Source organism: Amycolatopsis anabasis, from assembly GCF_009765355.1.
Taxonomy (GTDB): domain Bacteria; phylum Actinomycetota; class Actinomycetes; order Mycobacteriales; family Pseudonocardiaceae; genus Amycolatopsis; species Amycolatopsis anabasis.
The window spans coordinates 64,608-85,757 of the sequence record NZ_VTHK01000013.1 but is presented as its reverse complement, the minus strand read 5'-3'; the positions used below and the strand labels follow the sequence as shown (position 1 = coordinate 85,757).

Sequence of the window (21,150 nt, the reverse complement as noted above, 5' to 3'; positions counted from 1 at the left end):
TACACGATGTGTGTACGGTAATGTACATAGCTCGTGCAAGCCCCCACTCTCGCCGAACTGCAGACGCCCCCGGAGCCCCTGCCACGAGGGCCGCACGGCCTGTCCCGCGCGGAGATCGCCGCGCGTCAGCGTCGCCGCATGTTGTGGGCCGGATGGCAGCTCCTCGCCGAGAAGGGCTTCTCGGCGACTGTCGCGGATGTCACAGCGAAGGCCGGGGTCTCCCGGAAGACGTTCTACGACCATTTCGCCGATCGCGAGGACTGCCTGCTCGCCGCCTACGACCTGTGCAACGCCGCGCTCATGCGGCACGTGATCGACGCGGGGCTCCAGGTCGCCGCGGCCGAGCCGATCGAGCAACTGCGCGCGGCCGTGCACGCCTACCTGGCGTTCCTGGCCGCCAGTCCGGTGCTCGCCCGGGCGGCGCTGGTGGAAGGGCCGACGGTGGGAACGGTCGCGATCGAGCATTGCGCCCAGGTGCGGCGCGACCTCGCGGCGATGCTGCGCGCCTGGCACGAGGCCGCGCGCCGGGCCCGTCCGGACTGGCCGCAAGCGCCGGATTCGGCCTTCACCGCACTCGCCGGGGCGATGCACGAACTCGCGTTCCAGCAGGTCATCGCGGGCGCGACGGATCGGATGCTCGAACTGGAACCCGCGGTGATGCGCGCCTCGGCGGCCCTGCTCACGCTGCCGTAGTTCTATTACGGTACGTACTGTACTGTTGAGGCATGACGACGACAGCAGCGTGGCCGGTGGCCCAGGTCCGGGTCGCCCGGCCGACCGACCGGCTCGACGAGGTGATCCGCTTCTACACCGAGGGCCTCGGGCTCGAAGAGCTCTACCGGTTCGAGAACCACGCGGGGTACGACGGCGTGATGCTCGGCCTGCCCGGCGCGGAGTACCACCTGGAGTTCACGTCCTTCGCGGACGGAAGCCCGGGCGACGCGCCGAGCGCGGAGAACCTGCTGGTGCTCTACTTCACCGGGGAAGCCCAGATGTACGCGGCGGTCCAGCGGCTGGGCGAGTTCGGCGTCGAACCGGTCGAGGCGGAGAACCCGTACTGGGCGGCCAACGGCGGCCTCACGTTCCCGGATCCGGACGGGTGGCGGGTCGTGCTGATGCCGAAACCGGTGTTCTGATGCCGGGCCGTGCGCGCGACGATCGGATCGACGCGGCGGTGCTCGCGGCGACGCGGGACCTGCTCGACGAGGGCGGGTACGCCGACCTGTCGATCGGCCGGGTCGCGGCCCGCGCCGAGGTGCACCGGCCCGCGATCTACCGGCGCTGGCCGTCGAAACGGCATCTCGTGGTGGACGCGGTCGCCGCGATGCTCGGGCTGGATCCCACCCCGAGCACCGGCGATCTGCGCGCCGACCTGATCACCGGGATGACCACGGTGCTCACCGCGTTCCGGGAGACCTCCCTGGGCCGCGTGCTGCCCGCGCTGGTCGCCGATCTCGCCGAGGATCCCGAACTGTCGGCGCATTTCCTGCGCACGGTGTTCGACACGCGCCGGGAGACCACGGCGAAGGCGTTGCGCGCGGCGATCGAGCGGGGCGAGGTGGCTGCCGGGATCGACCTGGATTTCGTGCTGGACGCGCTGGCCGCGCCGATCTACTACCGCGCGCTGTTCCGGCACCTGCCGCTCGACGACCGCCTCGCCGAGCAGACCGTGGACGCGGTCCTGGCGGCTATTTCACCAGCCGCCGCAGGATCGCCGGATGCGCGCGCAGCCAGACGTTGAGCCTGCCGACGGTCCGCACGTGCACCGACCGCAGGGAAATCGGCAGCAGATCACCCAGCATCCGCGTCACCGCCCGGAACCGGTCGAACCGCCGCTGCCGCCCGGGAGTCCACTGTAGACCAAGCTTGTCCCGGAAGTCGGCGGGCAGCGTGGCGCTGATCAGGAACAGCTGGAACCGGTGCTGCCACCGCCGCAACGGAGTCCACAGTGGACCAGGGATCGAGCGGGGTTTCCGCACCGTGCGGATGGTTTCCAGGAGCGTTTCGATGGTTTCGTTGGGACCGAACCCGGCGACCATCTCGTCGTAGTAGTCCTCGAAGGAGGCCCAGTCCGGCGGGATGTCCCGCTCGCGCAGGCCGAGCATGCGGCCGACCTCGCACAGCTGCGCGTAGTACTCGTCCAGTTCGGCGGGCGTCAGCGGATGCCCGAAGAACCGTTGCGCGTCCACGGGAAGCTTGACCAGGGTGGCGTGCACCCAGGCGTAGGCGTGCGGATTCAGCGCGCTGTACCGGTTGCCGTCGGCGTCCACGCCGCGGAAGGACCGGTGCAGTTCCCGCAACCGATCGGCCTCGAACCGGGCGCCGTCGCGGCCGCCGTAGATGTAGATGGACAGCGAACCCGCGGTGCGCAGCAGGCGCGTCCACGGGTCCTGCTGGTAGTTCGAATGATCGCGCACCCCGGCGGCCACCACCGGATGCGCGACCTGCAACAGCAGCACCTGCCCGGCGAGCAGCGCGCCGCGGAAGTCGCCGAAGTAGCGCCAGGCCGCGGTGCCCCGCACGATCGGCGGCGCGGTCACGATCCCGCGCCGCGCACGAGCATGGTCAGCGCCTCGGCGGCCGGGGTGGCCGCGGTGGCCCCGGTCGCGAGGCGGCGCAGTTGCAGGCCCGCGATCAGCGCGACCGCGGGCCCGGCGAGCCGTTCCGGTTCGGGCACGCCCAGCGCGGTGAGGATGGTGGTGGCCAGTTCGTCGTAGGCGGCGAAACAGCGCCGGGTCGAACCGCGCAACGCCGGGTCCCGCCCGGCCTGCAGGTACAACTCCAGCGGCGCGATCTCGTAGGTGCCCAGCGCCATCTGCTCGATGACCCGCTCCACCACGGCCGCCGCCTGCTCGACGGTCGGGTTCTCGGCCCGGTGCGTTTCCGCCAGGGCGGCCAGTTTCGCGGTCTCCTGTTCGGCGAACAGCAGCATCGCCTGGCGCAGCAACTCGGTCTGGCTGGGGAAGTGGTAGGTCAGCGTGCCGAGCGAGACGCCCGCGTCGGCCACGATCCGCCGGTTCGTCAGCCCGGCGACGCCCTGTTCGCCGATCACCTTCAACGCGGCGACCAGGATCGCCTCCCGTGTGTTCACCATCGCGCCGGTGGCCTCCGCTCGTGCCAGCGTTCGACGGTTTCCAGTTGCGCGGCAAGGGAAATCAGCCGTTCCTCGGAATCGGCCGGGCCGAGCAGCTGGGCGCCGAGGGGCAGGCCGTCCGGGGACGGCCCGGCGGGCACGTTCACCCCGGGCCAGCCGAGCACGTTCCACGGCCAGCAGTACGGGCAGGCCGCGATCATCGCCTGATCGGTCTGCCAGCCGGACAGCCCGTCGAAGGCGCCGACGCGCGGCGGCGGGGTCGCGGTGGTCGGCGCCAGCAGCACGTCGACGTCGTCGAAGACCGCGCCGATCTGCTTGTGCAGCAGCGGTTCGGCGGCCCGGGCCAGGCGCAGCGCGGGCCCGGCGAGGCGGGATCCGTTGCGCCCGTTGGCGCGCGTGCGGGGGTCGAGCAGGCCCGGTTCGGGGACGCGGCGGCACCAGTCGCGCACGCCGACCAGGGACCGCGGCAGGAAGCTCAGGCCGATGAGCCGGTAGCGGGGTTCGATCGGCACCACCCGGTGGCCCAGTTCGCGCAGCGATCCCGCGAGCCGGGTCACCGCGGCGCGCACCCGCGGATCCAGGCTGGTTTTCGTCGCGGTGAACGGAATCCGGAAGGAGAGCCCGATGCGCAGCGAGCCCGGTTCCCGGTGTGCCGCGGTGCGGTGGAAGTCCGTTCCGGCGGCCACGTCCAGCAGCAGCGCGGCGTCTTCGACGGTCCGGGCCAGCGGGCCGAGCACGGTCAGCCCGTGGAACAGTTCCGGTTCGGGCGCCGGGGAGACGCGGTCGCGCTGGGGTTTGATGCCGACCAGGTTGTTCCACGCGGCCGGGATGCGGACCGATCCGGCGCCGTCCGAACCGAGTGCGGCGGGCACGATCCCGGCGGCGACCGCGGCGGCCGATCCGCCGGAGGAGCCGCCCGGCGTGTGGTCGGTGTTCCACGGGTTGCGGGTGGCGCCGAACGCGCTGCCCTCGGTGAACGGCCACTGCCCGATCTCCGGGGTGTTGGTCTTGCCGACGAGCACCGCCCCGGCGGCCTTCAACCGCCGCACCACCTCGCTGTCGGTGTCGCGGACGCCGAACTCGCCGGGGCAGCCGAACGCGGTGGGCAGCCCGGCGACGTCGACGTCGTCCTTGACCGCGATCGGCACGCCGAGCAGTGGCGCGCGGTCCCCGGCGGCGAGGCGACGGTCGGCCTCGGCGGCCTCGCGCAGCGCGTCCTCGCGGCGCAGCCACCGGAAGGCGTTCAGCGTGGACCGGGTGGCCTCGGCGCGGTGCAGGGCCTTGGTGGTGAGCTCGACCGAGGTCACCGCGCCTTCGGCGAGCAGCCGGACCTGCGCGGCCAGCCCGGCGAAGGCGAGGTCACCGGCGGGACGGGTGTCGGTCATGGCGGCCGCCTCCCTCTCGTTCGCTCGTACGAACAGTACCAGCGAGTAACCAAGATCGGCAGGTCGAATCCGAACCGTTCTCACATCGTGGCCGGAGGTGTCGCGGCGGATGACTGGCAGGATGCGGGAGACCCCGTCGAAGGGATGCCCGATGACGCTCGACCTGGACCGGTTTCCGCGCGCCGCCCTCGGCCGGTGGCCGACCCCGCTGGAGGACGCGCCGCGGCTGAGCGAGGCGCTCGGCGTGCCGGTGCTGCTCAAACGCGACGACGTCAACGGTCTCGGCGCGGGCGGCAACAAGCTGCGCAAGCTGGAGTTCCTGCTCGGCCGGGCGCTCGCCGACGGCGCCGACACGGTGATCACCTTCGGCGCGCTGCAGACCAACCACGGCCGCCAGACCGCGGCGGCGTGCGCGAAACTCGGCCTGCGCTGCGAACTGGTGCTCACCGCCAAGGTTCCGCGCGACGGCGAAGCCTACGAACGGTCCGGCAACATCGCGCTCGACCACCTCTTCGGCGCGCGCGTGCACGTCTGCGCCGACGCCGAGGAGACCGCGCGGACCTACCAGGGCCTGCTGGACGAGGCCGCCGCCGAGGGCCGGAAGGTCGCCACCTTCCCGGTCGGCGGCTCGGACGCGACCGGCGTGCTCGGCTATGTGGCGGCGGCCGGGGAACTCGCGGGTCAGCTCGCCGGGAACGGGCTCGGCACCGCCCGGATCGTCGCCGCGCACGGCAGCGGCGGCACCGCGGCCGGGCTTGCCCTGGGCACCGAGCTGCTCGGCCTGCCGGTGCGCGTCGACCTCGCCTGCGTCGGCCACCCCGCCGACGAGTCCGCCGAGACGCTGCACCGCCTGGCCGGGGCGGCCGCCGCGCTACTCGGTGCGGACCAGCCCGCCCTGGACCACGTCCGCATCACCGATCGGACCCTGGGCGAGGGGTACGGCCTGCCGACCGGCGAGATGTGGCAGGCGCTCCGGTTGTTCGCGCGCACCGAGGGGGTGGTGCTGGATCCGGTCTACACCGGCAAGGCCGCGGCCGCCCTCGTCGACTGGGCCGAGCGCGGTGACCTGGGCTCCGGCGAGCCCGTCGTGTTCGTGCACACCGGTGGGCTGCCCGGCCTCTACGGGTACGCGCCCGAGTTCGCCGCCGCCGTGCGCTGAGGCCGCCCGCGCGAGGGTCACCAGCGAGCACAGCAGCAGGATGTGCACGGCCAGCGAGATCCGCTGGGTCAGGCCCACCGGCAGCAGTTCGGACGCCTCGCGCAGCACCGGGATCCCGGACGCCTTGACGAGCAGGTAGCTGAAGCCGAACAGGACGAGCCCGCCCGCGCTCCACTTCGTCCACCGCGCCAGCCGTTCCCGCTGGCGGACGAGCGCGGGCAGTTCGCGGACGCGATCCAGAATCGAGAAACCGATCGCCGGAATGCTGAGAAACGCGATCAGGCAGGAGTACTGGTGGATTTCCCCGCTCACCGGGTCCGGATTCTCCGGGTAACTGGCCGGGAAGACCGCGGCGAGCGCCATTCCGCCGGACCAGGTGCCGAACAGCGCGCCGGTGGTGCGCGAGATCGGTATTCCGGCGGTGCGCAGCGCGCCGAGCAGGCAGAGTGAGCCGATGGCCACCGAGAGCATGCTCGCCGCGAGCATCCCGGTGCCGCGATCGGTGAAGGCGTAACTGGACAACGTGTCGAGCACCGGATTGTGCGAGCTGATCAGGTGCAGGACGGTGATCGTGAAAGCCCCCCAGCCGATCGCCGCGATCGAGGCGATCAGCCAGGGGCGCGTTCTGGCCGCGACTGTGGTTTTCCTGTCCCCGTTCCCCATGGAACAAGAATCGCGCAGATTTCACACCGTTGTTATCCGGGAAACACCCTGATTTTCGGTGGGGTAGCCCCCACCAACCCGGGTCAGCGGGTGAAGTCGACCAGCACCAGGGCCTGGTCGTCGTGCCGCTTCGCGCGCGGCCAGCGGGTGCCGTCGGGGTCGGCCCGTTCCGCCGCCCGCACCGCCTCCAGCACCGAACCCAGACCGCGGGTCCGCGCGAGTTCGTACACGCCCGGCCAGTCGAAGATCCGGTACTCGTCGACGCCGATCGCGACCCCGTCGCTGGCCAGCAGGACCGCGTCGACCTCTCGCCGGGGCCACCGCTTGCGCATCGCGCGCCCCGCGGCGGCCGGTTCCGCCTCGGCCACCCAGAACCCGTCGTCCGCGTTGCGCCGCCGCCGCACGTCCGCGCCGGTGAGCAGCTTTCCGTTGTCCCGCAAGGAAACGAGCCGGTCGTCGGCGAGCACGTCCGGGCCGGAGCGTCCAAACGCGACGATCGGGCTGTCGGCCAGCACCAGCCCCTCCACCGCCTCCGGCGTCCACCGGAGCATGGCCACCGTGCTGGACGGCGAATGGCCGGGCAGCAGGCCGTGCGCGGCGGCGACCTCCGCGATCGAGGCGGCCAGCACGGTGGCCAGGTCGTCGTCCGGCCGGGCCCGCAGCCGCGCCGCGAGCGACGCGGTGAGCAGCCCGGCGTACCAGCCGCCGCTGGGCAGGTCCGGACGCGGCGCGGTCGCGCCGTCCAGCAGCAGCACCGCGTTGTCCAGGACGAAAACGTGGTCCTCGGTGGGGCGAGGACGTCCGTCCGCGCCGACACCGGCCTGTTCGGCCACCTCGATCTCGGGCATCGATCGACTTTAGCGCCGCATTAGCCTGTGTCCACGATCGCACGTGCCTCAAGGGAACAGGGTGAGAATGTCGGCGACCCGGCTGCTGGTGCTCGGTGTGGTGCGCGGATTCGGCCGGGCCCACGGGTACCTGGTGCGCTCCGAACTGGTGACCTGGGGCGCCGAGGAATGGGCGAACATCAAATGGGGTTCGCTGTACCACGCGCTCCGGCAGCTGGCGAAGGAGGGCCTGCTGCGCGCCAGCCAGGTGCCGGAGTGGCCGGGGCGGGTCGACTACGAAATCACCCCCGAGGGCGATGCCGAGTTCTTCCGGCTGCTGCGGGACGCCCTGCGGAGCTTCGACCACCGGCCGGACCTGCTGAACGCCGGGCTCGCGCTGTTGCCCGCGCTGTCCCGCGAGGAGGCGATCGGCCTGCTCGAACAGCGCCTGGCGAACGTGGAATCCGGCCGCGCCGACCTGATCGAGCAGACCGGCACGTGGGCCGATCCGGGGCACGTCGGCGAGCTGTTCAACCTCTGGATCTTCACCACCGAACGGGACGCCGAATGGACCCGCGGCCTGATCCGCCGCCTCCGCGAGGGCGCGTACGTGATGGCCGGGGAGGCCGAGAAGAGCTTCGGCACCCCGGGCACCTGGACACCGACCAGCGCCGAGTGAGCGCGTCAACCACGGTTGACATCATCCCGATGTCAACGTAGGTTGACGTTATGACCGAGGCAACCGATCTGGCCGCGCGGGCCGGCGACCGCGATCCCAAGGTGGGACTGCGCGCGGTTGCCGCCCTGCGCCGGCTCTTGGAACAACTGGAGGCCGTGCAGGTGCGCAGCGCGCGGGTGCACGGCTGGTCGTGGCAGGAGATCGCCGCCGAACTCGGGGTGAGCCGGCAAGCCGTGCACAAGAAGTACGGGAGGCACTAGATGTTCGAAAGGTTCACCGGCGACGCCCGGCTGACGGTCGTCGAGGCGCAGGGCGAGGCCCGCGAGGCGCGCTCGCGCGAGATCGACGCCCTGCACCTGCTCACCGCGCTGACCCGGTTTCCGGACAGCGACGCCTGCCGCCTGCTGGGCGATCTGGGGGTGGCGCTGGACGATCTGGTCGCCCAGGCCGCACGGGTCCGCCGCCGCGGCGGGCTGAGCGAGGCCGACGCGGTCGCGCTCGACGGTTTCGGCATCGACGTGGACCGGATCGTCGAGCGGATCGAGGAGGCCCACGGCCCGAACGCGCTCGCCGAAGCCGGGCGCCGCGGCGGCTGGGGGCGCCGATCGTCGCCCGGGCACATCCCGTTCGCGGGGGAGGCGAAGAAGGTGCTCGAGCAGTCCCTCAAGGAGGCGACCAAGATCGGGGACCGGCACATCGGCACCGAGCACCTGCTGCTCGCGCTGACCACCCGGCGGGGCGCGGCGGCGGACGTGCTGGCCGGTTTCGACGTCGACCAGGTCGCCGTCCGCCGCGCGCTCACCCGCCGCCAGGCGAGCTGACCTCGGTGCGCCAGGCGACCAGGGGGAGGAACGCCTGAATCAGCGGGCCGATGGCGAGTGCGTAGAGCACGGTGCCCACGCCGACCGTTCCGCCGAGCAGCCACCCGGCCGCCAGGACGGTCACCTCGATCCCGGTTCGCACCAGCCGCACCGAACGCCCGGTCCGCGCGGACAGCCCGGTCATCAGGCCGTCGCGCGGGCCGGGCCCGAGCCGGACGCCCACGTAGGACGCCGACGCCAGTCCATTGAGGACGATCCCGGCGACGAGCAGCACGATCTGCCAAGCCAGGTCGTGCTGCTCCGGGAGCACCGCGCGGACCAGGTCCACGGTGACCGCGATGAGCACGACGTTGAGCACGGTGCCGATCCCCGGCCGCTGCCGCAGCGGGATCCACAGCAGCAGCACCGCGACCGCGGTGATCGCGGTGATCGTGCCGAAGGTGAGCCCGGTGAGTTCGGTGAGTCCCTCGTGCAGCACGTCCCAGGGGTCGAGGCCGAGGCCCGCCCGGGTCAGCATCGCCATGCTGGCGCCGTAGAGCAGCAGGCCGCCGACGAGCTGCGAAAGCCGCCGCACCGGGCGGACCGAAACCTGGACCGGACGAAGATCAAGTGAAGCCACACCCGGACTATCCGCGAGATTGGCTCGCTTGACCATGACCAGTTGGCAATAATTGGTCTCATGGATGCCCAGCTCCCACCAGGTGGGCGGATTTCCGGTCCGCGATTGGCCGTACTGCTCGGCGAATGGCGCCGCGGGGGCTCGCGGCACGGCGCGGCCGATCTCGCGGCGGCCGTCGAACTGCAGGTGCTGGACGGGCAACTGCCGATCGGCACCCGGCTGCCCGCCGAACGCGAGCTCGCCGACGCGCTCGACTGCAGCCGCACCCTGATCGGCGCCGCGCTGGATCGGTTGCGCGACAACGGGATCGTGCGCAGCCGCCGCGGCGCCGGGTCCTGGATCGCCGCCGCCGGCCGCGGCGGCCTGGCCACCTCGCTGCCCGAGGACAGCGACCTGATCGACCTGGCGCGCGCGTCGCCGCCCGCGGTGGCCGGAATGGCGCCCGCGGTGGATGCCGCCCGCCGCCTGCTCGCCGACGAACTCGGCGGTCATGGCTACAGCGAACGCGGCCTGCCGATCCTGCGGGAACGCATCGCGGACCGGTACACCCGGCGCGGCCTGCCGACCACCCCGGCCCGGGTGATGATCACCAACGGCGCGCACCACGCGTTCGTGCTGGCCCTGCGGATGCTCGCCGGTCCGGGCGATCGCGTGCTCGTCGAACAGCCCAGCTACCCGAACGCGCTGGAGGCCGTGCGCGCCGCGCACGCGATCCCGGTGCCGGTCGCCCTCGATCCGAGCGGTGACCGCGCCTGGGACTTCACCGGGATCGAGGCCGCGCTGCGCCAGGCCGCACCCCGGCTCGCCTACCTCATCGCCGATTTCCAGAACCCCACCGGCGCGCGGATGGACGCCGAGGGACGCGCCCGCCTCGCGGCCGTGCTGACCCGCGCCCGCACCCCGGTGCTGGTCGACGAGACCCTGGCCGAACTGGACCTCGAGGGCGATCCGCTGGACGGCCCGGCCCCGCTCGGCGCGTTCGCGGGCGACCTGGCGATCACCGTCGGCTCGGCGTCCAAATCGCATTGGGGCGGGCTGCGGCTGGGCTGGATCCGGGCTTCCGAGGACCTGCTCGCCCGCCTGGTCTCCAGCCGCTACGCCCTCGACCTCGGCTCGCCGGTGTTCGAACAGCTCGTGCTGGCCGAGTTGCTCGCCGATCCGGACGCCGCGCTGCACCGGCGCCGCGCCGACGCCCGCGCGCTGCGCGACACGCTGGCCGGGGCGCTCCGCGAGTACTGCCCGGACTGGACGTTCCGGCTCCCGGCGGGCGGGCTGTGCCTGTGGTGCCGGTTGCCGGAACCGATGAGCACCCGGCTGGCCGTCGCCGCCGCGAACCACGGCGTGCAACTCGCGCCCGGCTCCCGGTTCGCCGCGCACGGCGGGCTGGAGCGCTGGGCCCGGCTGCCGTACACGCAACCGGCGGAGCGCCTCGTCGAGGCGGTGCGGCGGCTCAGCGCGGCGGCCGCGTCGGTCCGCGGGATCCCCGCCGGGGCCACGGGCTGGGAAGTACCGGTGACATGAATACAGCCGGTGCGCTGGATGGAAGTCCGTCGCTCCAGGGAGGTACAACGGCGATGTGCATCCAGCGCACCGGCTGCGTCCCGCGGCTGCTTCCCGGCACCGCCCCTCGACGTGCCGGGAAGCGCCGGCGGATCAGGCGCGCAGCGGGAGGGTGTCCCTGTTCGGCGCGGTGAACAGGAACGCCCGCGGCGCGCCCGGTGTTGGTCCCGGCGCCGCGGGGGCAACGCGGCGCCGGGACCAGGACCCGACCCGGCCGGGCGCGGTCGGCCGATCGGGAAGTCTGCGAGTCATGGCACAAAACCCCTGGGACAAGGCGAAAAAGACAGGTTGAGACCGCGGACGACCGGGAGGTCAGAACCGAGAAGTTGATCTTGATCTGGGCACGGCTCTCCCCGGCGGTTCGGCTCGGGTCAGTCGGGCGAGGTGGTCGGCAGGGCCGCATCCCTGCCCGCACCGATCGCGGAGTGCCCGCGAAGGGTGCCGATCAGCCGCAGCTGCGTGGTGTCCGCGCTGGAACCGGTCACGGCGAACGGGTGTTTCCCGCCGTTTCCGTGATCGTGGGTGGTGCCGGCGCTACAGGTGGGGGCTGCCGGTGCGGTCGGAGTATTGGGGAGCTGGCCGCCGCCGGAACCACCGCCACCGGGGCGGGCCTTCAGGTGCGACTCGGCTTCGGGTGCGGGGACGGGGTGGCCGCGCAGGACGGGACCGTGCCCGGCGCCCGGGGCCGCCCGGTCCGGTGCGGTCGACGGCGTCGGGTCGACCGGCGACGCCGGTCGCGGCGCCTCGGGCTGCGGCGCGGCCGGGACGGCTGCCGCGGCGGGCGTGGCGAGTTCGGCCGCGGGCACCGCGATGGTGACCGTGCCACCGGTCGCGGGCGCGGGCTGGATCACCGGGAAGAGCCCGCCCACGTCGGGCAGCGGGGAGTTCGGGCAGTGGTCACCGCCGAGGCCGATCGGGGCGAGCACCGCGTGGCCGACCGTGCCGACGGTGTCGAGCAGCCCGCCGACGGTGTTGCCGACCGTGCCGAGCAGGCCGCCGACGGTGTTCCCGACCAGGCCGAGCAATCCGCCGCCCGGCTGGGCCACGCGAGCCACCGGCGCCTGGGGCGCGCGCGGCGTTTCGGCGCGGACCGGCCGTGGCTCCGGCGCACGCGGCGCGGGGGACCGTTCCGGGACGGTGGATTTCACCGGCGCCGGAGCGCTTTCCGGGGAGCCGCCGTCGTCCTCTGGCGCGGGATCGTTCGCCGCGGGACTTTCCCGGCTTTCCCGGGATTCGGGATCGCTCGCCGGTTCTTCGGCCGCGGGCGGCCGGTCCTGGCGGGCGGGCTGTTCAGCGCTCGCGGGCGGCGCCGAGACGGTGCCGGTCTCGCCGGTCCCCGTGCCCGTGCCCGGCAGCTCGTCGGCCGAGGCCGCGGAACTCAGCAGAAGACCCAGGAGCCAGCCGGCGAAGGCGAGTCCGGTGACGATCAGCAGGCGGCGCAGGGCGCGGCCGGAGGCGCGCACGAACTTCGTGCTCCGCACCGCTACCACCACCGTTCGAACTCATACGACCGTTGCCTTGGACTGTTTTCCTCGTGGGTTTCCTCAGGTTCTCCGTGCAGCTCCCCCCGGGCTGCCCTATTTCTAGCACCGGTGGCGAGTGTTTCACCTTGTCAGCGTTCGATCCACCCCGGAAAGAGGAACGGACGTACCGTTCTTGGGGGACCCGGGGTCCTTGTTGATCACTCTCGGTTTTGGTCTCTGTCCTGTGTGGAACTACCCATATTGCCGCTGAACTGCGGATTTCCGGAACCTGGATGCGGACGGTGCCGTCTCAGTCGCGGTCGGTCGCCATCGGAGCGGCCGGCGCGGCGCGAGGAGGGGTTGGTTCCGGTGTCCGAACTCGAGACCGGCGTGCTGGTCCAGCGAGCACTCGGCGGGGATCAGCTGGCGTGGAACGCGCTGGTGCGCGGGCTCTCGCAGGTGATCTTCGGGGTGGCCCGGGCGTACCGGCTCGGCGACGCGGACGCGCTCGACATCTGCCAGAGCACGTGGCTTTCCCTGGTGCGGCAGGTCGCCGTGCTGCGCGAGCCGGGCCGCCTGCCGGGCTGGCTGGCCACCACCGCGCGCCGGCACGCGCTGCGCGTCCTGGCCCGCCGCGACCGCGAGGCGGCGGGCGAAGGGGAGAACCGGCTCGATCCGGCGTCTCCCGAGGTCAGCGCGTTGAGCACGGAACGTGACCGGGCGTTCTGGGCGGCCGTCGCGCGGTTGCCCCCACGATCGCGGCGGCTGGTCTGGCTGCTGGCCTACCGGCCCGAGCTGACCCATGCCGAACTGGCCGCCGAGCTGGGGATTCGTCCGGGCAGCGTGGGCCCGTTGCGGAAGCGGTGCTTCGACAGCCTGCGGGCGCGCCTGCGCGCGGACGGATTCGTCTACCCCTGAGTAGCCAGTTTGTGCAAGCGCGCGATGGCTTCATCCAGGACCGCGTCTCGTTTACAGAACGCGAAACGCAGTATATGTTTCCACTCGTTCGGGTGATCGGTGAACACACTGACGGGTACCGCGGCCACGCCGACCCGCTCCGGCAGTTGCCAGGCCAGCTCGGCGGCGTCGGTGAACCCCAGCGGCCGGACGTCCGCGCAGACGAAGTAGGTCCCCGCGCTCGGCCGGACCGCGAACCCCGCTTCGGCGAGCCCGGCGGAGAGCAGGTCGCGTTTGGCGGCGAGCGAGGCGCGGAGGTTCTCGACCCACGGCAGCTCGTGCTCGAGCGCGTGGGCGACGGCCGGTTGCAGCGGCCCGCCGGACACGAAGGTCATGAACTGCTTGGCGGCCTTGACCGCGCCGACGAGCTCGGGCGCCGCGCAGACCCAGCCGATCTTCCAGCCGGTGCAGTTGAACGTCTTGCCGGCACTGGAGATCGAGACCGTCCGGTCGCGCATCCCGGGGAAACCGGCCAGCGGGAGGTGCTCGGCGTCGTCGAACACCAGGTGCTCGTAGACCTCGTCGGTGATGGCGATCAGGTCGTGCTCCACGCAGGCGGCCGCGAGCGCGGTCAGCTCGTCGCGGGTGAACACCGTCCCGGTCGGGTTGTGCGGCGAGTTCACCAGGATCGCCCGGGTTGCCGGGGTGATCGCGGCGCGGACCGCGTCGACGTCGAGCGCGAACCGGCCGTCGGCGCCCTGCACCAGCGACACCACGCGCCGGGTGGCCCCGGCCATCGCCACCGAGGCGGCGTAGGAGTCGTAGTACGGCTCGACGACGATGACCTCGTCGCCGGGCTCGGTGAGCGCGAGCAGGCTCGCGGCGATCGCCTCGGTGGCGCCCGCGGTGACCAGGATCTCGTTGTCCGGGTCGTATTCGAGGCCGTAGCGCCGGCGGTGCTCGGCGATCGCGGCGCGCAGTTCCGGGCGGCCGGGGCCGGGCGGGTACTGGTTCGCGCCGCCGAACAGGGCGTCCTTGGCCGCGTCGAGCATGCCCGCGGGGCCGTCGGTGTCCGGGAAACCCTGGCCGAGGTTGACCGCGCCGGTTCGCGCGGCCAGCGCGGTCATCTCCGCGAAGATGGTCGAAGTGAACGGTCGGAGGCGGGGGACGAGAACAGGTTCGCGCACGATGGTCGATCCTCACGGACAATGGGGGCGTGGAGCAACTAGACGCCCGAGGTGAGACGCGTGAGCTGCCCGCCGGAGGCGCCGCGCGGGCCGTGGCCCGCCCCGAACCGGCGCCGGCGCGTGCGGCGCTCGCGGATCCGCCCGGTCCGGCGAACGAGGAGAGCAAGCGGCGCGGCCTGCGCAAGATGAAGCTGGTCGCGCTGTCGTTCCTGCTCGGCGCGACGGTGATCTTCCTGCTCACCAGCTGGGCGCAGGCGGCGGGCTGGCCGGGCTGGGTCGGTTACGTGAAGGCCGCGGCGGAGGCGGGCATGGTCGGCGCGCTGGCCGACTGGTTCGCGGTCACCGCGCTGTTCCGGCATCCGCTGCGGCTGCGGATCCCGCACACCGCGATCATCCCGAGCAAGAAGGACACGCTGGGCCGCAGCCTCGGCGAGTTCGTCGGCACCAACTTCCTGTCCGAGTCGGTGATCCGCGAGAAGCTGCGCCGGGTGGACGTGTCCCGGCGGCTCGGCGGCTGGCTTTCCCAGCCGGAGAACGCGGAACGGGTCACCTCCGAACTGGCGACCGTGGTGCGCGGGGTGGTCACCGTGCTGCGCGACGAGGACGTGCAGGCGGTGATGGAACAGGCCGTGGTGCGCCGGGTGGTGGAGCAGCCGTGGGGCCCGCCGCTGGGCAAGCTGCTCGACCAGGTGTTCAGCGACGGCGCGCACCACAAACTGGTCGATCTGATGTGCGACCGGGCTTACGAATGGGTGCGCGACAACCACAACACGATGCTGCGGGTGGTGTCCGACCGGGCGCCGACCTGGTCGCCGAAGTTCGTCGACGCGATGCTCGCGGACAAGGTCTACGGCGAGGTGCTGTCGTTCGCGTGGGCGGTCAAGACCGACGTCAACCACCCGATGCGGCTGGCGCTGGACAAGTTCCTCGGCGAGTTCGCGCAGGACCTGCAGAAGGACCCGGAGACGATGGCGCGGGCCGAACAGGTCAAGGCGCAGGTGCTCGAGCACCCCGAGGTGCAGAAGCTGATCGGCTCGGCCTGGGCGACCGCGAAGGCCATGCTGCTGAACGCGGCCGAGGACCCGTCCAGCGAACTGCGCAAGCGTGTCCGCGACGGCCTGCGCGGCCTGGGCGAGCGCCTGATCTCCGACGATTCGCTGCGGTCCAAAGTGGACTCCTGGGTGGAGGGCGCCGCGGCGTACGTGGTGCTCAACTACTCGACCGAGATCACCACGATCATCACCGACACCGTGGAGCGCTGGGACGCCGAGGAGACCTCGCGCAAGATCGAACTCCAGGTCGGCCGGGACCTCCAGTTCATCCGGATCAACGGCACGGTGGTCGGCGCACTCGCCGGACTGGTCATCTACACGGTGGCCCAGCTGTTGTTCTAGAGCTGGCCGGTTCAGTGGGGTCGTGAGTGTTTGGACCGGTTAGAACCGACCTGGCCACTCGCGACCCCCCATGATCGGTACCGCCATTGGAGTGGTTGCCCCCCAACAGTGTCCCCATTCCGTGACCCCGAAACTCCTTCACGTACCCCCGCCACCTGCCCCTTCCCGAAGTTATCCACATCTACCCCGGTTATCCACAGATCTTCTGTGGGTAACCCGCGAGGGGGACTTCGCCGGTAGGCTGGAGCAGGGCCGGTCCCCCGGGAAGGGTGGGGGGTGCACTAGGTACCCAGGGGCTACCGAAGCCGGGTGTGCCGGGGAGTTCGGCGCTGGTCAGGGTGTGTGGGGCGGTTGTGTTCCGCGGCCGAGACGGTGGCTCAAGGCTGGGTTCTCGCTGAGCGTTCGCGCCAGGCGCGGGCCTTTTCCCGGTTGCCGCAGACGCGCATCGAGCACCAGGTGCGGGAGTGGTTGCGGGACTGGTCGTAGAAGGCCCACCGGCAGTCGTCGGCCGGGCAGATCTTGATCCGGTGCCCCTCGCCGAGCACCGTCAGCCGGGTCGCCGCGGCCAGGACGGCGCTCACCGCGGTCGAAGCCACCAGCGCGGGCCCGTCGCCGGTCAGCTCGATCCGCACGGTCGCGCCGGTCGCCTCCGGGAACGGTTCGCCCGCCGCCCACGCGCGCAACGCCTCGCGGGCCGCCCGCGCGGCGGGCAGCGGGCCCGCTTCGAGGTCCCGTTCGCCCGCCCACGCCTGCCAGGAACCCTTGTCCCGCAACACATCGGTGTCTTCCTCGACGTCCACGGTGTTGAGGAAGGCGAGGACCAGCGCCACGTCGGCGTCCCGGGCAGCCTGCTCGCTCACGTGGACCAGTGTAGGCCGGACGGTGGTTGCGTCCCGTCCGCATAACCCCCATACTCGATTCGCTGGTTACGCCGACGAAAGGAGCCGACCATGAGCGCGCCCGTGATCCCGGCCTTCGGCGCGGTCGTCCTGGACTGCCCCGAACCCGCGGCACTCGCGACGTTCTACGCCGATCTGCTGGACTGGCCGTTCGAGCCGGAACCCGGTGAGGACCGCTGGGTCGACCTGTACAGCCCGGATCGGCGCCTGCGCATCGCGTTCCAGAAGGTCGAGGGCTACCAGCCGCCGAACTGGCCGGCCCAGGACCAGGCGCAGCAGTTCCACCTGGACCTCGACGTCAGCGACCTCGACGCCGGACAGGACCACGCCCTCGCGCTCGGCGCGAAACTGCTGGACGACAAACCGGCGCGATTCCGCGTCTACGCCGATCCGGCGGGACATCCTTTCTGTTTGTGTCTCTCCTGACGCGCGCGGGCAAATATGCGTACGCTGTGATGCGTGATTTGTCCGAAGTGTCAAAACGTGATGAAGACGGTCGACAAGAACGGCATCCACATCGACCAGTGCGAGGGATGCCGCGGCATCTTCCTCGACCGGGGTGAGCTGGAAGCGATCGTCGGCGCGGAGAGTTCCTACTACGGCAACCAGGCGCCGCCGCCGTACCAGGCCGCGACCCCGCCGCCCGCATACGGCCACGCGCCCACCGCGCACTACGGCCACGGCGATTCGCCCCGGCCCTATCGCGGCCACGGTGACTCGCCGCGTCCCTACCGGGGCGGCTACGGCGACTCACCCCGGCCGTACCGCGGCGGGTACGGCGATTCGCCGCGCCCGTACGGCCACCGCGGCCACCGCAAGCGCAGCTTCCTCGAGAACCTGTTCGACTAGCCGGTGCTCGATCTGCGCATCTGCCCCGCCTGCGGGGACCGCGCCGACCGGCCGATCGTGGAGAACGAGCTCCGCGTCTGCGCGCGCTGCGGGCATGCCTGGCCGTTCCGGCGGCTCCCGCTGTTCGCGCTGACCGGGCCGAGCGCGGCCGGGAAGTCGACCGTGGGACCGATCCTCGCCGGACGCCTCGCCGATCGGGTCGTGGTGCTCGAACAGGATGTGCTCTGGACCGCCGGGTTGCGCGACGACGTCGACGGGCACCCGGCGTTCCGGTCCACCTGGCTGCGGCTCGCCGCGATGATCCACCAGAACGGGCGGCCGGTGGTGCTGTGCGGCACCGTCGTGCCGCCGGAGTTCGAGGCCCTGCCGGAGCGGGTGTTCTTCGCCGACATCCACTACCTGGCCCTGGTCGGCGATTCGGCGGTACTGGCCCGGCGGTTGCGGGCGCGGCCCGCGTGGCGGGAATGGTCCGAACCGCGCATCGAGGAGATGCTCGAGTTCAACGACTGGCTGCGCACGTCGGCCGCGACGCTGAACCCGCCGGTCCGATTGTTCGACACCACCGACGTGCCCGTCGACGCCGCCGCCGACGAGGCGTGCAAATGGGTCGAGGACCTGCTACCCGGGTAGCGGCCGCGGGTTGATCCGGATCATTCTGCCGGTGCGGGCGGCACGTTCGAGGTCTTCGGCGTCGGGCGTGCCGTCCGGCCCGAGCGTCACGCCGTGGTACTTCGCGTCGCGGGGTGTCTTGAGCAGGAAATCCCGCAGGCTCGCCACGGCAGCCGGGTGGCTCTGCTCGACGAATTCGCCGACGCCGTGCAGCCGCCGTCCGGCGACGGTGACCGTCACCGGCGCCCCGCCGCGCAGGTTCTTCCACCAACCGCTGTCGGTGAAGCAGATGATGGCTTCGCCCTCCCGGCAGTAGCTGACCGGAACGGTGTAGGCCTTCCCCGTCTTCCGGCCGGTGAAGGACAGCAGCATCGTGTTGCGGCTCATCAAGCGGTGTGCCGGTGTGCGGAGCAGCGCTCGGACGAAGACGTTGACGAAGCGCGGGACGGTGGGATTCGCCGTGGTCACGGAAGCCAGGCTAGAACCGCTTGCCTCAGCGCTGCCAATCCGACGCCACGAGCGGCCACCGGTGCGGGGAACCTGGCGTGTCGAGCCAGATTTCCTGGCCGTCCGGGGTGACCGTGACGCCGAACCGGTCGCGGCTCGGTTCGCCGAGGGACCGCCAGGTCGCGTACGCCGCCTCCACGATGTCCCACAGCCGTCGCGGCCCGCCCTGCTCGACGAGGTAGTCCCCCTCGCGCGCCCGGTGCCGGGCCCAGGAACCGTCCGCGTGCACGAGGAACGTGGCGTCGCGATCGGCGGGATCGTGGACCGGCGAGACGTCCGGCAGTTGCAAGCCCGCGAAGAACTCGAACCGGCTCGACGGGCTGACCACGGCCCCGATCGGCAGCGTGGTCTTCCCGGCGGCCGCGTCCCGGCGGTCCGGCAGTGCCGCGACCAGCCGTTCCGGATCGGCCAGCCGGTGCGCGCGCAGCGGCATGAACCGGCCGTCCCGGGCCAGCACCCGCCCGGTGCCCAGCGGGCCCCGCTGCGCGACGATCCGCACCAGCCCGGCGCCGATCGGCCGGTTCAGCGTGGTGACGACCAGCCCGCCGGGCCTGGTCTGCTCCAGCCACGCCGGGGGAATGCACGACACCGCGCACGTGCACAGCACGCGATCGTACGGCGCGTTCGGTGGAAACCCTTGCGCCCCATCGTAAACCTCGCAGGACGGGGCGTAGCCGCATCGCGCCAGCGCGCGCCGGGCCGTGTGCACGAGGTGCGCGTCGATGTCCACAGTGGACACATGGGACGCGCCGAGGCGGCGGCAGAGCAGGGCGGCGTTGTAGCCGGTTCCGCTGCCCACTTCCAGCACCCGGTCGCCGTCGGTGACCCGGAGCTCCTCGAGCATGATCGCCATGATCGCGGGCATGCTGGAGGAACAGGTCGGGGTGCCGGGAATCGGCCCGCCGCGGCGCGCCCTGGCCCAGCCGGACGGATCGTCGTCGAGCTGGGTGACCAGCACGCGGTCCGCGTACACCTGCTGCAGCCAGCCGTCGTCGCCTTCCGCGACCGCGGCCCAGCCGGAGTTGTCCGGCACGAAGAACCGGGGCAGGAAGACGTGCCGCGGGACCCGCCGGAACGCGCTGATCCAGGCGGGATCGGAAAGCGCGTCCTCCCGGCGGAGAACCTCCACCAGGCGACGCCGTTCCCGGACCGCGCCCACCGTCATGCATCCACGGTAGACCGTGACGGAAGACTCACTCGATGGTTGCAAGCAGAGTGCTTGCAATAGTTAGCACCTCCGCGTAGCGTGGGTTTTGTCGCGAGGAGGTGCGATCGGATGACCGAAGCGGCCTACGCCGAAGAACCCCCGGCCGTCGAGGGAACCGGCGCCACAAGCGCGGGTGCGAGCGCCACACCACCTGCCTCGCCGATGGAAAAGGTCGCGGACCTCGGCCGCGACATCGGGGAGTACATCCGGCAGCAACGGAGCCACGCCAAGATCTCCCTGCGGCAACTGTCCAAACTGGCCGGGGTTTCCAATCCCTATCTGAGCCAGATCGAACGCGGGGTGCGCAAGCCCAGCGCGGAAATCCTGCAGCAGATCGCCAAAGGGCTGCGGATTTCGGCCGAAGCGCTCTATGTGCAGGCGGGCATTCTCGACCTGCCGACGGGCGGCCCGGTGACCGACGCGATTCGTGCCGACGCCGAACTCACCGAACGGCAGAAGCAGGTTCTGCTCGACGTCTACGAGTCGTTCCGCCGGGAGAACCAGGCGAACAAGTCTCCCGAAGATCCATCCCAGAGCTGAAGCGGTGCTCGATACCGCGGTATTCAAGGAGTGATTCCGATGACCAATCCCAAGACCGAGGACGTCCGCAAGGCGGTCAACACCGCCCTCGACCAGGTCCGCACCCCGCTGCTCGCCGCGCTCGGCGCCGGCAACCTGGCCAGCCAGGCCGTGGTGGACGCGGTGAACAAGGCCAAGGAGCGGGTGACCGAGGGCAGCGAGACCGCGCGCAAGAACCTCGAAGAGCTGCCCACCGACGTGGAGAGCCTGCGCGAGAAGCTCGACCCCGCCGAGCTGCGCAAGGTCATCGACGAGTACACCGACGCGGCGCTGAAGCTGTACAACAAGCTGGCCGAGTCCGGTGAGCAGGCGTGGGACAAGATCGTGGCCCAGCCGCAGGTCAAGAAGGCCCTGGAGCAGCTCGAGGACGCGCTGAAGACCGCGCAGGACCGCGTCGAGGAGGTCACCGCCGACACCCGCGAGCGGGTCGAGGACGTGCTGGGCAAGGTCACCAAGCGCACCCGCTCCGGCGGTGAGCAGGCCGCCCGCACGGTGAAGAAGGTCAGCAGCGAGATCGCCGACAAGGTCGAAGAGGTCGGCGAGGACGTGGCGCACGAGACCCGGAGCGCGACCCGCAAGGCCGCGAACAAGACGGCCCCGCGCGCGGCGAGCACCACCCGCCGCTCCACCACCGCTTCGACCACGAAGAAGCCGGCGAACGGCACCAAGCCCGCCAAGTAGGCGGCCCGATTCGACCGGGCCCGGCAGCTGAATCGCAGGTGCCGGGCCCGGTTCGCGCCGAAGGCACGTAC

Annotated in this window: 26 protein-coding genes and 1 pseudogene; 15 read left to right on the top strand and 12 right to left on the bottom strand. The window is 71.7% G+C overall.

What is annotated here, in order from left to right; genetic code table 11:
- Positions 1 to 33: 33 nt before the first annotated feature.
- From FXO23_RS18855 to FXO23_RS18845, 3 genes are read left to right on the top strand one after another with little or no spacing between them, the layout of a single operon-like run.
- Positions 34 to 693, top strand: coding sequence for a TetR/AcrR family transcriptional regulator (locus FXO23_RS18855; protein WP_158886637.1), 660 nt, complete (start codon positions 34 to 36; stop codon positions 691 to 693).
- 32 nt (positions 694 to 725) lie between these two features.
- A complete protein-coding gene (locus FXO23_RS18850; protein WP_158886636.1) occupies positions 726 to 1,136 on the top strand; it encodes a VOC family protein in 411 nt (136 codons plus the stop codon).
- Positions 1,136 to 1,741: a TetR/AcrR family transcriptional regulator gene (locus tag FXO23_RS18845; RefSeq protein WP_158886635.1), complete on the top strand. Its 606-nt coding sequence runs from the start codon at positions 1,136 to 1,138 to the stop codon at positions 1,739 to 1,741. The genes FXO23_RS18850 and FXO23_RS18845 overlap by 1 nt, the downstream gene beginning before the upstream one ends.
- On the opposite strand, the gene FXO23_RS18840 is transcribed toward FXO23_RS18845, so the two are convergent.
- From FXO23_RS18840 to FXO23_RS18830, 3 genes are read right to left on the bottom strand one after another with little or no spacing between them, the layout of a single operon-like run.
- Positions 1,689 to 2,540 carry an oxygenase MpaB family protein gene (locus FXO23_RS18840; RefSeq protein WP_158886634.1) on the bottom strand — a complete coding sequence of 284 codons (852 nt, stop codon included), beginning with the start codon at positions 2,538 to 2,540 and terminating at the stop codon, positions 1,689 to 1,691. The genes FXO23_RS18845 and FXO23_RS18840 overlap by 53 nt on opposite strands.
- Positions 2,537 to 3,094, bottom strand: a complete 558-nt coding sequence (locus tag FXO23_RS18835) for a TetR/AcrR family transcriptional regulator (protein WP_158886632.1) — start codon at positions 3,092 to 3,094, stop codon at positions 2,537 to 2,539. Before FXO23_RS18835 ends, FXO23_RS18840 begins: the two co-directional genes overlap by 4 nt.
- Positions 3,088 to 4,479, bottom strand: coding sequence for an amidase (locus tag FXO23_RS18830; protein WP_158886630.1), 1,392 nt, complete (start codon positions 4,477 to 4,479; stop codon positions 3,088 to 3,090). The genes FXO23_RS18835 and FXO23_RS18830 overlap by 7 nt, the downstream gene beginning before the upstream one ends.
- A 109-nt stretch (positions 4,480 to 4,588) precedes the next feature.
- Here FXO23_RS18830 and FXO23_RS18825 point away from each other — a divergent pair, with 109 nt between their 5' ends.
- Positions 4,589 to 5,638: a D-cysteine desulfhydrase family protein gene (locus FXO23_RS18825; protein WP_425484876.1), complete on the top strand. Its 1,050-nt coding sequence runs from the start codon at positions 4,589 to 4,591 to the stop codon at positions 5,636 to 5,638.
- Between the two features lie 39 nt (positions 5,639 to 5,677).
- Here FXO23_RS18825 and FXO23_RS18820 read toward each other — a convergent pair.
- Both FXO23_RS18820 and FXO23_RS18815 read right to left on the bottom strand, forming a co-directional pair.
- Positions 5,678 to 6,301 (bottom strand): annotated as a pseudogene (locus FXO23_RS18820) (DUF998 domain-containing protein); the annotation flags it as partial.
- Between the two features lie 83 nt (positions 6,302 to 6,384).
- Positions 6,385 to 7,149 (bottom strand): hypothetical protein, encoded by a 765-nt coding sequence (locus tag FXO23_RS18815; protein WP_158886628.1) that lies wholly within the window; start codon positions 7,147 to 7,149, stop codon positions 6,385 to 6,387.
- A 67-nt stretch (positions 7,150 to 7,216) separates the two neighbouring features.
- Between FXO23_RS18815 and FXO23_RS18810 the strand changes: the two genes are divergently transcribed.
- Genes FXO23_RS18810 through FXO23_RS18800 form a run of 3 tightly spaced genes read left to right on the top strand, consistent with a single transcriptional unit; the run spans position 7,217 to position 8,628 of the window.
- Positions 7,217 to 7,807 carry a PadR family transcriptional regulator gene (locus FXO23_RS18810; protein WP_158886626.1) on the top strand — a complete coding sequence of 197 codons (591 nt, stop codon included), beginning with the start codon at positions 7,217 to 7,219 and terminating at the stop codon, positions 7,805 to 7,807.
- A 50-nt stretch (positions 7,808 to 7,857) separates the two neighbouring features.
- Positions 7,858 to 8,067: a sigma factor-like helix-turn-helix DNA-binding protein gene (locus FXO23_RS18805; protein WP_158886624.1), complete on the top strand. Its 210-nt coding sequence runs from the start codon at positions 7,858 to 7,860 to the stop codon at positions 8,065 to 8,067.
- Positions 8,068 to 8,628, top strand: a complete 561-nt coding sequence (locus FXO23_RS18800) for a Clp protease N-terminal domain-containing protein (protein ID WP_158886622.1) — start codon at positions 8,068 to 8,070, stop codon at positions 8,626 to 8,628.
- Here the strand turns inward: FXO23_RS18800 and yczE are convergent.
- Entirely contained in the window at positions 8,606 to 9,283 is a 678-nt protein-coding gene (gene yczE / locus FXO23_RS18795) for a membrane protein YczE (RefSeq protein WP_158886620.1), read from the bottom strand. The two genes, FXO23_RS18800 and yczE, sit on opposite strands and share 23 nt — an antisense overlap.
- Positions 9,284 to 9,307: 24 nt before the next feature.
- Between yczE and yczR the strand changes: the two genes are divergently transcribed.
- The gene (gene yczR / locus FXO23_RS18790) at positions 9,308 to 10,768 is read left to right on the top strand and encodes a MocR-like transcription factor YczR (RefSeq protein ID WP_179956809.1); all 1,461 of its coding nucleotides are present in this window, start codon (positions 9,308 to 9,310) and stop codon (positions 10,766 to 10,768) included.
- 132 nt (positions 10,769 to 10,900) lie between these two features.
- Here yczR and FXO23_RS18785 read toward each other — a convergent pair whose 3' ends face one another.
- Positions 10,901 to 11,059 carry a hypothetical protein gene (locus FXO23_RS18785; RefSeq protein ID WP_158886618.1) on the bottom strand — a complete coding sequence of 53 codons (159 nt, stop codon included), beginning with the start codon at positions 11,057 to 11,059 and terminating at the stop codon, positions 10,901 to 10,903.
- 119 nt (positions 11,060 to 11,178) lie between these two features.
- Positions 11,179 to 12,288: a hypothetical protein gene (locus FXO23_RS18780; RefSeq protein ID WP_158886616.1), complete on the bottom strand. Its 1,110-nt coding sequence runs from the start codon at positions 12,286 to 12,288 to the stop codon at positions 11,179 to 11,181.
- A 351-nt stretch (positions 12,289 to 12,639) separates the two neighbouring features.
- Here FXO23_RS18780 and FXO23_RS18775 point away from each other — a divergent pair, with 351 nt between their 5' ends.
- A complete protein-coding gene (locus FXO23_RS18775) occupies positions 12,640 to 13,188 on the top strand; it encodes an RNA polymerase sigma factor (RefSeq protein ID WP_158886614.1) in 549 nt (182 codons plus the stop codon).
- Here the strand turns inward: FXO23_RS18775 and FXO23_RS18770 are convergent.
- Positions 13,179 to 14,354 carry a pyridoxal phosphate-dependent aminotransferase gene (locus tag FXO23_RS18770; protein WP_158886612.1) on the bottom strand — a complete coding sequence of 392 codons (1,176 nt, stop codon included), beginning with the start codon at positions 14,352 to 14,354 and terminating at the stop codon, positions 13,179 to 13,181. The genes FXO23_RS18775 and FXO23_RS18770 overlap by 10 nt on opposite strands.
- Positions 14,355 to 14,446: 92 nt before the next feature.
- On the opposite strand from FXO23_RS18770, the gene FXO23_RS18765 reads away from it, so the two are divergent.
- A complete protein-coding gene (locus FXO23_RS18765) occupies positions 14,447 to 15,748 on the top strand; it encodes a DUF445 domain-containing protein (RefSeq protein ID WP_246257564.1) in 1,302 nt (433 codons plus the stop codon).
- A 377-nt stretch (positions 15,749 to 16,125) separates the two neighbouring features.
- On the opposite strand, the gene FXO23_RS18760 is transcribed toward FXO23_RS18765, so the two are convergent.
- On the bottom strand, positions 16,126 to 16,608 hold the full coding sequence (locus FXO23_RS18760; RefSeq protein ID WP_158886610.1) for a CGNR zinc finger domain-containing protein: 483 nt from the start codon (positions 16,606 to 16,608) through the stop codon (positions 16,126 to 16,128).
- A 90-nt stretch (positions 16,609 to 16,698) separates the two neighbouring features.
- Between FXO23_RS18760 and FXO23_RS18755 the strand changes: the two genes are divergently transcribed.
- From FXO23_RS18755 to FXO23_RS18745, 3 genes are read left to right on the top strand one after another with little or no spacing between them, the layout of a single operon-like run.
- On the top strand, positions 16,699 to 17,073 hold the full coding sequence (locus tag FXO23_RS18755) for a VOC family protein (protein WP_158886608.1): 375 nt from the start codon (positions 16,699 to 16,701) through the stop codon (positions 17,071 to 17,073).
- A 33-nt stretch (positions 17,074 to 17,106) separates the two neighbouring features.
- Complete coding sequence (locus tag FXO23_RS18750) at positions 17,107 to 17,496, top strand: TFIIB-type zinc ribbon-containing protein (protein ID WP_158886606.1); 390 nt, start codon at positions 17,107 to 17,109, stop codon at positions 17,494 to 17,496.
- Positions 17,497 to 17,499: 3 nt separating this feature from the next.
- Positions 17,500 to 18,126, top strand: coding sequence for an AAA family ATPase (locus FXO23_RS18745; RefSeq protein ID WP_158886604.1), 627 nt, complete (start codon positions 17,500 to 17,502; stop codon positions 18,124 to 18,126).
- On the opposite strand, the gene FXO23_RS18740 is transcribed toward FXO23_RS18745, so the two are convergent.
- Together FXO23_RS18740 and tgmC are read right to left on the bottom strand one after the other, a co-directional pair.
- Positions 18,115 to 18,573: a nitroreductase/quinone reductase family protein gene (locus FXO23_RS18740; protein WP_158886602.1), complete on the bottom strand. Its 459-nt coding sequence runs from the start codon at positions 18,571 to 18,573 to the stop codon at positions 18,115 to 18,117. The two genes, FXO23_RS18745 and FXO23_RS18740, sit on opposite strands and share 12 nt — an antisense overlap.
- Before the next feature lie 25 nt (positions 18,574 to 18,598).
- The gene (gene tgmC, locus FXO23_RS18735) at positions 18,599 to 19,777 is read right to left on the bottom strand and encodes an ATP-grasp peptide maturase system methyltransferase (RefSeq protein WP_158886600.1); all 1,179 of its coding nucleotides are present in this window, start codon (positions 19,775 to 19,777) and stop codon (positions 18,599 to 18,601) included.
- Positions 19,778 to 19,981: 204 nt separating this feature from the next.
- Between tgmC and FXO23_RS18730 the strand changes: the two genes are divergently transcribed.
- Positions 19,982 to 20,359 carry a helix-turn-helix domain-containing protein gene (locus FXO23_RS18730; protein ID WP_158886788.1) on the top strand — a complete coding sequence of 126 codons (378 nt, stop codon included), beginning with the start codon at positions 19,982 to 19,984 and terminating at the stop codon, positions 20,357 to 20,359.
- 39 nt (positions 20,360 to 20,398) lie between these two features.
- Positions 20,399 to 21,079, top strand: a complete 681-nt coding sequence (locus FXO23_RS18725; RefSeq protein WP_158886598.1) for a hypothetical protein — start codon at positions 20,399 to 20,401, stop codon at positions 21,077 to 21,079.
- Positions 21,080 to 21,150: the final 71 nt, after the last annotated feature.